The sequence below is a fragment of the Burkholderia sp. Bp8991 genome, assembly GCF_003853795.1.
GTDB lineage: Bacteria > Pseudomonadota > Gammaproteobacteria > Burkholderiales > Burkholderiaceae > Burkholderia.
In genome coordinates, this window is the sequence record NZ_QTQJ01000018.1 from 115,185 (window position 1) to 129,403 (window position 14,219).

Genomic DNA, 14,219 nt, shown 5'->3' on the forward strand with positions numbered 1-14,219 from the left:
GGACCGGCCTTTTTTCATGGGCGAGCCGCCGCCCTCCTCGTCCGTCGCGACTGCACGGACCGTCGGCTACAATCGCGTCACCGTCCCGCCCCGCCACCCGCCGAAGCCGCGGTCCTCATGATGCCAGCCACGCGTGTCGTTCATCGCATCGTCGCCTGGAGTACCGGCGCAGCCGCCGCGGCTGCGTTCGTTGCATGCGCATCGGCCGCGCGCGCGCAATCCGCGTCCGCGCCGCCTGCCGTCCCGCCTGCGGCCCCGTCCGCGGCCGCGGCGGCCGCTGCCGCCGCCGCGTCGCAACCGTCACCCTGCCCGCCCGACTGGGAACCGCAGCTCTGCGAACTGAAGGCCGCGGTCGACGTGCTGAAGAAGCAGCACCTGACCGACGTCGACATCGGCGCGCTGCTCGACGCCACCGTGCACGACGGGATCAAGACGCTGCCGCACGCGCGCTTCTTCAACGCGAAGGAGGAGCAGGAACGGCGCGACGACGAGCGCCGCGCGCGCGACGGCACGCCGGGCATCGGCATCGTGTTCGAGACACGGCCCGACGGGCTGCACATCCTCGACGTCATCCCCGACGCGCCCGCCGAACAGGCCGGCGTGCGGCCCGACGATCTCGTCGTCGCGATGAACGACCGGAGCGTCGTCGGCATCGACAGCAGCGAGGTCGTGAAATTCGCGAAGGGCGACGCGGGCGTGCCGCTGAAGCTCACGGTCCGGCGCGGTCCGAACCACGCGACGCTGACCTTCGCGCCGGTCCGCGCGATCGTCCGGCCACACCCGGCGACGACGAAGCGGCTCGCCGGCGACATCCTGTACACGCGGCTGTCGAGCTTTCCGGAGCCCGCGGTCGGCAGCTATATCGACGCGGTGCAGGCCGCGCGCCGCGCGGGGCCGCCGGTGAAAGGCGTGATCCTCGACCTGCGCATCAACGGCGGCGGCGCGCTGAATGCGGCGATCGGCATCACCGCGCTGTTCGCCGGGCGCGACCGTACCGCGATGATCACGCTCGAGCGCGACGGCACGAAGCGCCGCCGCTTCACGACCAACTGGCCCGACTACGAACTGCCGGTCATGCGCGGCCAGGATCCGCTCGCGCCGCTGCAGGCCGACGACTGGTGGCGCACCGTGCCGCTCGTGGTGCTCGTCGACGGACAGAGCGCGTCGGCCGCCGAAGCGACGGCGGCGGCACTGAAGGATCTCGGCCGCGCGCGGCTGCTCGGGATGCCGACCTACGGAAAGGGACTCGCGCAGACCGGCGTCGACCTGATCGACGGCACGCGCCTCGCTTTCACGTTCGCGCGCAACCTGCGGCCGAACGGCTGCCCGATGGATGGCTACGGCGTCGTGCCGGACTGGCTCGTGCCGCCGCGCCGCGACTCGGACGTCGACGGCGTGCTGCTGTGGTACCGCGAAGTCGATCTCGCCCGCGCGCCGTATGCGGACCGGCTCGCACCCGACCCGTTCGCGCAGGTTCGCAAGGCACGGCAGGCACTGCGCGAAGCCCGCGTGCGCGCGAAGATCGATACGGCGAAGAGCGCGGCGCTTCCGCAGCGCGAATTCGGCACGGCAAGTGACTGGCAGCTCCGGCAAGCGCTCGACGCGCTCGCCGGCCGCCCGGTGCAGACCGTCGCTGCACCGGCGCAACTGATGCCGGCGCAGCCGGTATGCGAGCGCGGCGAGCACTGACGTGCCGTCGGACCGACCGCATCGGCCGCGGTGGTAGATTGAACGCTCCGTCACCTCCGGACCGAAGCCGATGACACACGCCAGACCACGCCGCTCCATCCGCGCATTCCTCGAACATCCGCTCGCCGTGGGAATCGCCTGTGCACTGATCGGCAGCGCCAGCACCTGGATCGTCAACCACGAGATGGCGCGCGCCGACGAGCAGCGCAAGGCCTTCGATGAAGCGTGGGGTCGAGCCGAGCTTTTCGCCGAGAAGCAGGCACGGTACGACGATGTCGCGGCACTCGACGCGCTGGCGGCAGAGATGCCGCAAAACCCGGTGTCGGCGCTCCTCCGGAAGCACTATCGCGCGCTCGGTGCCGATGCGCAACGTGCTCGAGACGACGCACGCGATGCACTGGCCACTCGGCGCCTGCTGCTCTCGAAACCACAGTACGACGCCACTCACCGCTTCATCGAAACGGTATCCGCGACGAACCCGGCCGGCCGGCAGAACATCCCGGCCGATCTCGAAACGCTGCGCGCGACGGCAAAGACGCTGCGCGATACCGACGGCTGATCGACGGCCGCCCTTCCCGATCACCGGAACCCGAACCGCCGCCGCAACACCACCAGCGCCGCGAGGCTCAGCACGGCCGCGAACATCAGGTAGAAGCTCGGCGCGGTCTTCATCCCGGTCGCGCGGATCAGCCATGCGATGATGAACGGCCCGAAGCCGCCGAAGATCGTCACCGCGACGTTATAGGCGAGCGACATCCCGGTCGTGCGCGTCTGCACCGGAAACACTTCGGACAGCAGCCCCGGCAGCGCCGCGAAATAGCCGGTCATCAGGAACGCGAGCAGTACCTGCAGCGCGATCAGCGTGCCGAAGCCCGGATGCGCGACGAGATACGCGAACGCCGGATAGATCAGCACGAGAATGCCGACGGCCGGCGCGAGCATCACGCGCACGCGGCCGTAACGATCCGACCAGTGGCCGACGAGCGGCGCGAACGCCATCTGGATCACGCCGACGACGAGGATCGCCGCGAACGCGGCCGACGGCGCGAGGCCGAGCTGCTTCACGCCGTAGGTCGGCATGAACAGCACGAGATAGGTCGCGACGGTGCCGAGCACCACCACGCCCATCGCGGCGACGAGCCGCGCCTTGTGCGACGCGAACGTGTCGCGCAGCGGGCTCGCGGTGCTTTCCGCCGCGAGGAATTCGGGCGTCTCGTCGACCTTCGAGCGGATGTAGTACGCGACGGGCCCGAGCAGCAGTCCGAAAAAGAACGGGATGCGCCAGCCCCACGCGGCCATCTGCTCGGCCGTGAGCTGCGCGTTCAGCACGGTGCCGAAACCCGCCGCGAGCAGCGTCGTGAGCCCCTGGCTCGCGACCTGCCAGCTCGCGAAGAAACCGCGCCGCCCGGGCACATGCTCGGCCAGGAACGCGGTCGCGCTGCCGAATTCGCCGCCGGCCGAAAAGCCCTGCATCAATCGCGCGGCGACGAGGATCAGCGGCGCCGCGACGCCGATCGTCCGGTAGGTCGGCAGTACCGCGATGACCAGCGTGCCGGCCATCATCAGCAGGATCGACAGCGTGAGCGCGGCCTTGCGGCCCGCGCGGTCGGCGTACGCGCCGAGCACGATCGCGCCGAGCGGGCGCATGAAGAACGACACGCCGAACGTGCCGAGCGTGAGCAGCAGCGACACGGTGTCGTTGCCGGCCGGAAAGAACAGCTTCGAGATCGTCACCGCGAAGAAGCCGTAGACGACGAGGTCGAACCATTCGAGCGCGTTGCCGATCGACGCGGCGACCACCGCGCGCCATACGCGCGACGACGAAGCAATGGAGCTGGACTGCGTGACGGCGTGCATCGGCGATCTCCTTGTCGTTGTACGTTCTGTCCGACGCGTCCGTTCTCGCGCCGCGAGCTGTGCGCACGATTATAGGCGCGCAAAAAAAACCGCCGCGCCCCCGAACAACGGGAGCGCGGCGGCTGGCACGCGACGGGCCGGCGAGCGTGACGCGGCGGCCGGCCCGGCCGGGCGCGTTACTGCTGCTTGACGGCTTCGGCCGTGATCAGCAGCTTCGTCTTCATCTTGAAGCCGTACTGCTTGCCGTAGTCGAGGCCGAAATCGTCGCGGCTGAATTCGCCGACCGCGTCGACGCCGCACACTTCACGCTTGAGCATCGGATGCGGCATGCACTTGAACGAATCGATCTTCAGCGTGAGCGGCTTCGTGACGCCGTGCAGCGTCAGGTTGCCGACCACCGACACCGGCTTGTCGCCGTCGAACTTGATGGTGCCCTTGTAGTTCGCCTGCGGGAACTTGGAGACGTCGAAGAACTCGGCCGTCTGCAGGTGCTCGTCGAGCTTCGCGCTGCCCGTCTGGATCGACGCGACGTCGGTCGTCACGTCGACCGTGCCGGTCTTCGCCGCGCGGTCGAGCGTCACGCTGCCGCTCGACTTGTCGAACTTGCCGCGCCAGACCGACAGGCCGCCGAAGTGGTCGGCCTCGAAGCTCGGGTACGTGTGGCTCGGGTCGAACTGGTACGTCGCGCTGTCGGCGAATGCCGAGAACGACAGCGAGGCGGCCAGCGCGCCCGCGGCGATGATCAGATGCTTTTTCAAATGCTTTCTCCTTGGAACAGCGCCGCGCCCTCGCGCGGCATTCGGGGTGATGCGACAGCCCGCCGCTTACTTCGTGGCGACGAGATGGAACTTGATCTGCACTTCGTCGGCGACGATCGACGTGTCCTTCCACTCGCCGGTGCCGACGTTGAACGCCGAACGCTTGATCGGCAGCACGCCGTCGAAGGTCTGCGTCGCGCCGCTCTGCGTGACCGTGACGGGCACGGTGACGGTCTCGGACTTGCCCTTGATCGTCAGCTTGCCGGTCACGTTGTACTTGTTGCCGCCGGCCGGCGCGATCGCCGACGACGCGAAGGTCGCCTGCGGATACGCCTTCGCGTCGAACCAGTCCTTGCCCGTGACCTGCTCGTTGTACATCTTGTCGCCGAGGTCGAAGCTCGCGATGTCGATCGACATTTGCGCGCTGCCCTGCGCCGCCTTCGCGGGGTCGAACTTCACCTGCGCGGAGAACTTCTTGAACGCGCCTTCGGTCGGCACGTTCATCTGCTTCGACACGGCGGACACCTTGCTCTTCGAGAGATCGACGTCGGCATGCGCCGCGGCCGACGCGACAAGTGACGCCGCGGCGAACGCGGTCAGCATGGAGCGGGAGAAAGACACTTTCATGGGATCCTTCATTTGGCGGAGGGAAGCATCCGCGACAGCAGGCCGTCGCGGTCCAACAACTGGTGCTTGAGCGCCGCGAGCACGTGCATGGCGACGAGCGCAAGCAGAATGTAATTCAAGGACACGTGCAGCGTCTTGAAGGTTTCCTTCAGCACCGGATCGGGATCGATCAGGCGCGGCAGCGGCACGATGCCGAGGTAGACGACCGGGATGTTCGACGCCGAGCTGTACAGGTAGCCCGTTACCGGGATCACGATCATCAGCACGTACAGCAGCATGTGCACGCCGTGCGACACCGCGCGCTGCCACGCCGGCGTGTCGCCCGGCAGCGGCGGCGGCACGTGGGTCGCGCGCCACAGCACGCGCACGACGGCCAGTGCGAACACCGTCACGCCGATCCACTTGTGCCACGAGAAGTACTTCAGCTTCGTCGGCGTGAAGCCGGGGATGTCGGTCATGACCCAGCCGAGTGCGAAGCCGCAGACGATCAGCAGCGCGATCAGCCAGTGCAGCGCGATCGCGGTGTGCGCGTAGCGTGCCGGCCCGGCCGGCGGCGATTTCGATGCCATCTTGGATTCCTCAGTTGAGCGAACGGCTGCGCCGGCCCATTCGTCCGACGCTTGTCAAGGCCGCCATGCTACCGCAACCTTTTGCCACGCGCGGACTCTGAGGACACGCGCGCCAGCCGGCTGCCAGGTTTACGCCATGTTACCGACCGGTCACGCGGCAACCGGGCGTTGACACGTCGAAAAAGCCGTTTTGGTAAGATTGGCGCGGGTTCCGGCCCCGTCGACGCGTCTCCCGCCCGTCGCACAACCGCTTTTCCCATGCAACGACACGACCTGATTGCCTGCCACGAATGCGACGCACTGTTGCATAAACCGCACCTCGCGCGCCGCGAAATCGCACGCTGCCCGCGCTGCGACGCGCTGCTCTATCGCGACAGCACCACGCAGATCGAGCGAATCAGCGCGCTGGCGGTCGCGGCGCTCGTCACGTTCATCATCGCGCAGGGGTTCCCGATCCTCGAAATGGACCTGAACGGCACCCGCGTGCAGACGACGCTGATCGGCGCGATCGATGCGCTGTGGCATCAGGACATGGAGATCGTCGGCGTGATGGTGTTCTGTTCGACCGTGCTGTTCCCGCTCGTCGAGATGGCCGCGCTGCTTTACGTGCTGCTGCCGATCCGGCGTGGCGTCGTGCCGCCGGGCCTGAACTTCGTGCTGCGCATGATCCAGTTCGTGCGGCCGTGGGGGATGATCGAGGTGTTCATGCTCGGGATCCTCGTGACGATCGTGAAGATGGTGAGCCTCGCGCGCGTCGTGCCCGACGCGGCGCTGTTCGCGTTCGCCGCACTCACGCTGATGACCGCCGTCGTGCTGATGTTCGATCCGCGCACGCTGTGGGACATGGCCGACGACCTGCGCGCCGGGCGCTCGCCCGTGCGGCCCGACAACGCCCCGCCGCGACCGGAAGCCCCCCGCCGATGACGACGCCGACCGCCGCCCGCGAGGGCTATGCCAGCTGCCACGCATGCGGGCTCGTGCAGACGATCGACCATCCGCACGCGCATTGCGCCCGCTGCGGAAGCGCGCTGCACATCCGCAAGCCGAACAGCATCATGCGTACGTGGGCGCTGCTGATCGCGGCCGCGATCCTCTATATCCCGGCGAACCTGCTGCCGATCCTGCACACGTCGTCGATCGTCGGCTCGCAGGAAGACACGATCATGAGCGGCGTCATCTATTTCTGGACGTCCGGCGACTGGCCGCTCGCGGTCGTCGTGTTCGTCGCCAGCATCCTCGTGCCGATGCTCAAGCTCGGCGTGCTGACGATCCTCGTCACCAGCGCGCAGCGGCGCGCCACGTGGCGGCCGCTGCAGCGCACGCGCCTGTTCCGGATCGTCGAGCGGATCGGCCGCTGGTCGATGCTCGACATCTTCGTCGTGACGCTCACCGTCGCGCTCGTCCATTTCCGTTCGCTCGCCGTCATCACGGCCGGCCCCGGCGCGCTCGCGTTCGGCTCGGTCGTGATCCTGACGATGCTCGCGTCGATGCAGTTCGATCCCCGCCTGATCTGGGATCCAGTCGAAACCTCAGGGAAACACCATGAATAGTCCGCAAGGCCCGCAGCACGATGCGTCCCGGCCGCCCGATCCCGCGATCTCGACGAAAAGCGGCTGGCTGCCGTCGCTCGTCTGGCTCGTGCCGCTGATCGCCGCGCTGATCGGCATCGGCCTCGTGATCAAGTCCGTGCGCGAGCGCGGCCCGGAAATCTCGATCAGCTTCCACAGCGCGGAAGGGCTCGAGCCGGGCAAGACGCAGGTCAGGTACAAGGACGTCGAGATCGGCACGGTCAAGACGATCAAGCTGTCGAAAGACCTGTCGCGCGTGCTGGTGCAGGTGCAGCTGAAGAAGGAAGCCGAGGACTTCGCGATCAAGGGCTCGCGCTTCTGGATCGTGCGTCCGCGCATCGGCGCGACCGGCGTGTCGGGGCTCGGCACGCTGCTGTCGGGCGCGTACATCGGCGTCGATGCCGGCCACGGGCAGGACACGCAGACCGACTTCACCGGCCTCGAGACGCCGCCGCCCGTGACCGGCGACCAGAAGGGCACGCAGTACGTGCTGCGCGGCGATTCGCTCGGCTCGGTCGACATCGGCTCGCCCGTCTACTACCGCCGCGTGCAGGTCGGCCAGGTGGTCGGCTTCTCGCTCGACAAGGACGGCACCGGCGTCACGTTCAACGTGTTCGTCAATGCGCCGTACAACCAGTACGTCGGCGTGAACTCGCGCTGGTGGCAGGCGAGCGGCGTCGACCTGCGGCTCGATTCGAGCGGCCTGAAGCTGAATACGCAGTCGCTCGCGACGGTGATCCTCGGCGGCATCGCGTTCCAGACGCCGCCGAACCAGGACAGCGGCGCGACGGCGCCGAACAACACGACCTTCCGCCTCGGCTCCGACGAGGCCGACGCGATGCGCGATCCGGACGGCCAGCCGCTGCAGGTCGTGATGAACTTCAACCAGTCGCTGCGCGGGCTCGCGGTCGGCGCGCCGGTCGACTTCCGCGGCATCGTGCTCGGCGAAGTCACGAACATCGGCATCGACTTCGATCCGAAGACCAAGAACTTCCTGATGCCGGTGACGATGAACGTATATCCGGAGCGGCTCGGACCGCGCTTCCGCGAAACGATCGAGAGCAAGGGCGAACCGGCCCGCCGCGAGATCGTCGAGCGCCTGGTCCAGCACGGCCTGCGCGGCCAGCTGCGCACGGGCAACCTGCTGACGAGCCAGCTGTACGTCGCGCTCGACTTCTTCCCGAAGGCGCCGGCCGTGAAGATCGACACAGCGCGCCAGCCGCTCGAGCTGCCGACCGTGCCGAACACGCTCGACGAACTGCAGCTGCAGGTCGCCGACATCGCGAAGAAGCTCGACAAGGTGCCGTTCGACCAGATCGGCGCGAACCTGAACAGCGCGCTGTCGAATGCCGACAAGCTGTTCAAGCAGCTCGACACGCAGGTCGCGCCGGAAGCGCGCGACACGCTGTCGGCCGCGCGGCAGACCTTCTCGACCGCCGAGGTGACGCTGCAGCAGGATTCGCCGCTGCAGTCCGACGTGCGCGGTGCGCTGAAGGAACTCACGCGCACGCTGCAATCGCTGAACGCGCTCGCCGACTATCTGGAGCGCCATCCCGAATCGCTGCTCAAGGGCAAATCAGGAGATCGATAATGACGACGACACGCGTGAACGTCCTCGCGAGCGGCGCGGCGGCAGTGTTCGCCGCACTCGCGCTCGCCGCGTGCAGCTCGCCGCCCGCGCGGTTCTATACGCTGAGCCCGGCCGACGCCGCGGCGCCCGTGCGCACTGCACCCGCCAACCCGCCGTTCCTGATCGAGGTGCCGTCCGTCGGCGTGCCCGAACAGGTCGCGAAGAACCAGCTCGTCGTGCAGAAGAACGCCGCGCAGGTCGACGTGCTCGAGCAGGAACGCTGGGCCGCGCCGCCCGCCGACGAGATTCGCCGCGCGCTGTCCGACGACCTCGCCGCACAGCTCGGCACGATCGACGTCGCGAATTCCGCGTATCCGGCCGGCGTGCCCGTCTATCGGATCAGCGTGAACGTGCAGCGCTTCGAGTCGTGGCCCGGCAAGCGTGCGGCGATCGATGCGGTGTGGAGCGTGCGCGCGGTCGGCACGCAGGCACTGATGACCTGCCGCACGAGCGTCGCGGAACCGGTCGCCGACGGCTACGACGCGCTCGTCGCCGGTCACCGGCGCGCGCTCGACGTGATTGCATCGCAGGCCGCGTCCGGCGTGCGCGCGCTCGCCGCGCGGCGCGGCTCGACGGCTGCCTCGACCCCGTCGACGACCGCGTCCGGCAAGGCAGCGGCCGCCGCGCCCGTCATACCCTGCCCGGCCAATCCGACGCCCGGCGGCGACGCGAGCGCGAGCGTCAAGTCCGGCGCGTAAGCGCGGCGCGCGGCCGGCGTCCGGTGCCTGCGCGCCCGCGACCGGATTCGGCACGCGCCGCCCGATAGTCCTCGTCGGCATCGATCCGCGTGCGCGCGCCGCCGCGCACGCGAACCCGCCGCCCTCGTCGCCACGGCCGACGCAGCACGGCATCCATCGGCCGGACGGCCGCTTTGCAGTGTTTGTCAAAATCCGCCGGAACCGGCGCCATGCAATGCGGTCGGCTTGCGTTTTCGCGCCCAATTGACGATCCTACGCACTTTCCGGCGCGTGCCGCGTGCCGCCTGTCGCGCGCGCCAGCCGGCGGCGATCCGCCCGTTGTGTCCGGTCCGGCCGCCGCGTCTCCCGGGGCTCGCACGCGTGTTCGCGTGCACCGCATCGGGGCAGCCGCATCGCGGGTCGCCGCGCATCGTCCGGCATCCCGACCAGCTTCACCGTTCTCGCCGGCGCCGCGCCGTCTGTTCCCGGCCGGCATCCCGAACCCGCCCGTCCAGGGCTATCGCTATTCCGTTTATGTTTCATTCCCTGACGACCCTGATCAAGAAGTGGCGCGCGTCGCGCAATGCGGGCCACCAGCTCGATGCGCTGCTCGCGCATGCCGACGCGGACGCGCCGTACGCCGAGCGCAGCGAATGGCTGATCGAGCTCGCGCACTGGCTGCGCCGCAACGGCGCGATGCAGGCCGCGCACGACACGCCGGCCGCACGCGATGCCGACGCACGCGCGTATCCGGCGCACGCGCGGCTGCGCTACCTGTTCCACGTGCTCGACCGCAACCCGGCATGGAAATCGCACGCGGCGCGCATCCTGCGCGGGATCCTGCGCGAATGCGACGGCATCTCGCTGCTGTGCGACGCGGGGATGCCCGTGCATTCCGGTTTCTTCGGCGCGCTGTTCGAGCGCATCGACTCGTCGCTGATCCCGCCGGCGCCGAACCGCCGCGAGCTGACGGCGCTGTTCACGCTGATGTTCCCGACGCCGGAAGACGCGCAATGGATCGACGCACTGCCCGACGACCTGCTCGCCCGCCTCGCCGAGCTGATCTCGTTCGACGTCACCGACGAAGAACGCCACGAGCCCGGCTCGTTCTCGCGCGACCTGCTGGCCGCGCTGCACAACCTGACCTGCCAGATCAGCTCGACCGGCCTGTCGCAGACGGTGCGCAGCCGCCTGTCCGACGACGACGCGCGCAAGCCGCTCGAAACGCAGCCGTTCTACCGCCTCACGCGTGCGATGCTCGCGGTCGAGACCGCCCACGCGGCCGTCGAGGACGGCGGCGACCCGAGCAAGCTGCTGCACGAAGTGAATTACCTGCGCGTGCTGCTCGACGAATGCCGGATCGCGGTCGACGACGTGTTCGCGCACCTGTACCGCAACGGCGTGTCGGTCGACATCGTGTTCCAGGTCGAACGGATGCGCATGCGCATCCTGCGCGCGGAACTGCTGCTCAACGCGTGGATGGCACGCGATGACCTGCGCGGGATGGCACGCCTGACGGCCGAACTCGTCGACGCGAACCAGAACAGCCAGAGCGTGTCGCACCTCGTGCGCAGCAACTTCTCGCTGTTCGCGCGCAAGCTCGTCGAGACCAACGCGGACACCGGCGAGCACTACATCTCGCGCGGCCGCGCCGAGTACCTGAAGATGCTGCGGATGGCCGCGGGCGGCGGGCTCGTCACCGTCGTGACCGTGTGCGTGAAGTTCGCGATCACGGGCGCGCACCTGCAGTCGATGCTCGAAGGGCTGCTCGCGGGCGTCAACTACGCGGCCAGCTTCATGCTGATGCACTTCCTGCACTTCACGCTCGCGACCAAGCAGCCCGCGATGACAGCGCCGACGCTCGCGCGCGAGCTCGACGACACCGGTCACGAGGAAGGCGTGAAGGCGTTCGTCGCGTCGGTGATCGCGCTGATCCGCACACAGGCCGCGGCGATCTCCGGCAACGTGCTCGTCGTGCTGCCCGTCTGTCTGCTCGTGCAGCTGTTCGCGGGCAACCTGCTGCACGCGAACCTGATCTCGCCGGAAAAGGCGCATGCGACGCTGCATTCGTTCTCGCTGCTGGGCCCGACCCCGTTCTATGCGGCGCTCACGGGCGTGCTGCTGTGGGCGTCGAGCCTGCTCGCGGGCTGGGCCGACAACTGGTTCGTGCTGCACCGGGTCGGCGACGCGCTCACGTACAACCGCCGGCTGCGGCTCACGCTCGGCGCGTCGGGCGCCGCGAAACTCGCGCACTTCTGCCGCTCGAACGTCGCGGGCGTGGTCGCCAACGTCGGCCTCGGCCTGATGCTCGGCCTGATCCCCGCGATCGTCACCGTGTTCCTGTTCCCGTTCGAGGTGCGGCACGTGACGCTGTCGGCCGGCTCGATCGGAATCGCGCTCGGCGTGCTCGGCAAGGGCGCGCTGAGCACGCCCGAACTCTGGTGGGCCGGCGCCGGCGTGCTGAGCATGGCGATCCTCAACGTGCTCGTGAGCTTCGCGCTCGCGTTCACGATGGCCGTGCGCTCGCGCAGCCTGCGCCGCACCAAGGTGCGCGCGCTGGTCGGCGCGATCGTCCGCACGGTGCTCGCGAAGCCGTCCGCGCTGTTCTGGCCGGCCGGCGGAACGGCCGCGCGCGCCGGCCAGACGGGCTCGCACTGAGCGTTCGACGGCGGCGCGCCCGCCCGGGCGGGCGCCGCCGCGCGGCCCGGCGGGCCGCCCGTCACGGCCGGCCGACCCGCGCCGGCGTCCCGAATCCGACGCAACGCCGGCCCCGGGCGCCCGCGCCGCGTACAATAGTGGACTTTTGCACGTCCTCACCCGCCTTATGTCCTCGCCCACCCTGTACGAATTCTTCGCTCCCTGCCCGCGCGGCCTCGAAGCGGCGCTTGCCGCCGAGCTGGCCGAAATCGCCGGCCGCCATCTGGACGGCGCGCCGTTCACCGCGGGCGCGCAGGTGCCGGGCGGCGTCCATTTCCGCGGCGGCTGGGCCGCCGGCATGGCCGCGAACCTCCATTCGCGAATCGCGAGCCGGATCCTGCTGAAGATCGCGCATCGCCCGTACCGCAACGAACAGGACGTCTACGCGCTCGCGCTCGAGCAGCCGTGGGAACGCTGGTTCGCGTCGACGCAGACGCTGCGCGTCGACATCACCGCGATCAAGTCGCCGCTGAAGAGCCTCGAGTTCGCGACGCTGCGCGTGAAGGACGCGATCTGCGACCGGATGCGCGACAAGACCGGTTCGCGCCCGAGCATCGACACCGGCGCGCCGGACGTGCGCGTGTTCGCGTTCCTGACGGCCACCGAGTGCACGCTGTACCTCGATACGTCGGGCGAGCCGCTGTTCAAGCGCGGCTGGCGCCTCGACAAGGGCGCGGCGCCGCTGCGCGAGAACCTCGCGGCCGGCATCCTGCGCCTGACGGGCTGGACGCCCGGCACCGCGCTGTACGACCCGATGTGCGGCAGCGGCACGTTCCTCGCGGAAGCCGCGCAGATCGCACTCGGCGTCGCGCCGGGCGTCGAGCGCCGGTTCGGCTTCGAGAAGCTCAAGCAGTACGACATCACCGCATGGCAGGGCCTGAAGGTCGCGGCGCTCGACGCGAAACGCGCGGCGCGCGGCAAGCGCGATTCGCTCGGCGTGTACGGCAGCGACATCTCGGGCGACATGCTCGAGAAGGCGCGCGCGAACCTCGAGCGCGCGGGCGTGCCGTCGGTGTGGCTCAAGCAGGTCGACGCGCGCGGCATGACGCCGCCGTGCGACGGCCCGGGCATCATCCTCGCGAACCCGCCGTACGGCGAGCGGATCGAGGTGCGCGGCCGCAGCGCGCGCGGCGAGGTGCGCGAGACGGGCCGCAACCGCGGCAACGACGACGCATTCCGCCGCACGCACACCGACGCGCCGGACAGCGAGTTCTTCAACGCGCTCGGCGATGCGCTCAAGCAGCGCTTCACCGGCTGGCAGGCGTTCCTGCTGACGTCGGACCGCTCGCTGCCGGGCCAGCTGCGCCTGCGCGAATCGGCGAAGACGCCGCTGTTCAACGGCGCGCTCGAATGCCGGCTGTTCCGCTTCGACCTGATCGCCGGCAGCGTGAAGGCACGCCCGGCCACGCCGGAAGGCGACGCCTGATACGCGACGCGGCGGCTGCGGCCGCCTGCTGACACCCTGACGATGCCCGGCCAATCGGCCGGGCATTTTTCTTTCCGCCGCACCCAGGCGAGCGGCGCCACGCGCGCCGCCGAGGTTCCGCGCGGTCGTTGCGGGAGCGAAGCCGCCGTTTGTCAGCGTCATTTGTCAGCGTCGCCACGACTACTGACAGCACGCTGTCAGCAGCCCCCGGTCACACTGCAATCCCGGCGCAATGCAAGGCTGGTTTCCATCAAGAACCCGAACAACACGGAGCTCGTCATGACGTCCGCAACTGCAACCGACACCGCAACCCTGGAACGCGCGATCGCGTGGTTCGACATCCCGTCCCTCGATTTCGACCGGGCGATCCGTTTCTACGAAACCGTGCTGCAGACGACGCTGCAGCGCGAAGTCATCGGCGGCGTGCCGATGGCCATGTTCGATCACGAAGCGTCGAGCACGGGCGGCAGCATCGTGTTCGATCCGCAGCAGATGAAGCCGAGCGCGAACGGCGTGCTCGTCTACCTGAACGCCGGCGAGTCGGTCGTCGCGGCACTCGAACGCGCGAAGCGCGCGGGCGGCGTCGTGCAGGGCTCGGTCGTCGAGTTGCCGAACAACTACGGCTACATCGGCTACCTGATCGACACCGAAGGCAACCGCGTCGGCCTGCACGCGCCGAAATGCCACTGAGTGCGTCCACCCTCCGGCCGGCGCGGCGCTA

13 protein-coding genes are annotated in these 14,219 nt (G+C 69.1%); 9 read left to right on the forward strand and 4 right to left on the reverse strand.

The window, feature by feature from the left end:
- The first annotated feature begins 117 nt into the window (after positions 1 to 117).
- Together DIE02_RS21150 and DIE02_RS21155 are read left to right on the forward strand one after the other, a co-directional pair.
- Positions 118 to 1,689 (forward strand): S41 family peptidase, encoded by a 1,572-nt coding sequence (locus DIE02_RS21150; protein WP_185702643.1) that lies wholly within the window; start codon positions 118 to 120, stop codon positions 1,687 to 1,689.
- A gap of 70 nt (positions 1,690 to 1,759) precedes the next feature.
- Positions 1,760 to 2,248, forward strand: coding sequence for a hypothetical protein (locus DIE02_RS21155; protein ID WP_124487977.1), 489 nt, complete (start codon positions 1,760 to 1,762; stop codon positions 2,246 to 2,248).
- A gap of 20 nt (positions 2,249 to 2,268) precedes the next feature.
- Here the strand turns inward: DIE02_RS21155 and DIE02_RS21160 are convergent, their stop codons facing one another.
- From DIE02_RS21160 to DIE02_RS21180, 4 genes are all read right to left on the reverse strand, one after another.
- On the reverse strand, positions 2,269 to 3,546 hold the full coding sequence (locus tag DIE02_RS21160) for an MFS transporter (RefSeq protein ID WP_124487978.1): 1,278 nt from the start codon (positions 3,544 to 3,546) through the stop codon (positions 2,269 to 2,271).
- Positions 3,547 to 3,722: 176 nt separating this feature from the next.
- Positions 3,723 to 4,304: a YceI family protein gene (locus DIE02_RS21170; protein WP_044844018.1), complete on the reverse strand. Its 582-nt coding sequence runs from the start codon at positions 4,302 to 4,304 to the stop codon at positions 3,723 to 3,725.
- Between the two features lie 66 nt (positions 4,305 to 4,370).
- Entirely contained in the window at positions 4,371 to 4,931 is a 561-nt protein-coding gene (locus DIE02_RS21175) for a YceI family protein (protein WP_124487979.1), read from the reverse strand.
- Between the two features lie 8 nt (positions 4,932 to 4,939).
- Positions 4,940 to 5,500 carry a cytochrome b gene (locus DIE02_RS21180; protein WP_044844017.1) on the reverse strand — a complete coding sequence of 187 codons (561 nt, stop codon included), beginning with the start codon at positions 5,498 to 5,500 and terminating at the stop codon, positions 4,940 to 4,942.
- Between the two features lie 258 nt (positions 5,501 to 5,758).
- On the opposite strand from DIE02_RS21180, the gene DIE02_RS21185 reads away from it, so the two are divergent.
- From DIE02_RS21185 to DIE02_RS21220, 7 genes are all read left to right on the forward strand, one after another.
- Complete coding sequence (locus tag DIE02_RS21185; protein WP_124487980.1) at positions 5,759 to 6,424, forward strand: paraquat-inducible protein A; 666 nt, start codon at positions 5,759 to 5,761, stop codon at positions 6,422 to 6,424.
- Positions 6,421 to 7,050, forward strand: coding sequence for a paraquat-inducible protein A (locus tag DIE02_RS21190; RefSeq protein ID WP_124487981.1), 630 nt, complete (start codon positions 6,421 to 6,423; stop codon positions 7,048 to 7,050). Before DIE02_RS21185 ends, DIE02_RS21190 begins: the two co-directional genes overlap by 4 nt.
- Positions 7,043 to 8,659: an intermembrane transport protein PqiB gene (locus DIE02_RS21195; RefSeq protein WP_044844014.1), complete on the forward strand. Its 1,617-nt coding sequence runs from the start codon at positions 7,043 to 7,045 to the stop codon at positions 8,657 to 8,659. Before DIE02_RS21190 ends, DIE02_RS21195 begins: the two co-directional genes overlap by 8 nt.
- Complete coding sequence (locus DIE02_RS21200; RefSeq protein ID WP_044844013.1) at positions 8,659 to 9,396, forward strand: membrane integrity-associated transporter subunit PqiC; 738 nt, start codon at positions 8,659 to 8,661, stop codon at positions 9,394 to 9,396. Before DIE02_RS21195 ends, DIE02_RS21200 begins: the two co-directional genes overlap by 1 nt.
- Before the next feature lie 513 nt (positions 9,397 to 9,909).
- On the forward strand, positions 9,910 to 12,033 hold the full coding sequence (locus DIE02_RS21210) for a site-specific recombinase (RefSeq protein WP_124520274.1): 2,124 nt from the start codon (positions 9,910 to 9,912) through the stop codon (positions 12,031 to 12,033).
- A gap of 166 nt (positions 12,034 to 12,199) precedes the next feature.
- Entirely contained in the window at positions 12,200 to 13,498 is a 1,299-nt protein-coding gene (locus tag DIE02_RS21215) for a class I SAM-dependent RNA methyltransferase (RefSeq protein WP_044848269.1), read from the forward strand.
- A gap of 279 nt (positions 13,499 to 13,777) precedes the next feature.
- Positions 13,778 to 14,188 (forward strand): VOC family protein, encoded by a 411-nt coding sequence (locus DIE02_RS21220; RefSeq protein WP_044848270.1) that lies wholly within the window; start codon positions 13,778 to 13,780, stop codon positions 14,186 to 14,188.
- Positions 14,189 to 14,219: the final 31 nt, after the last annotated feature.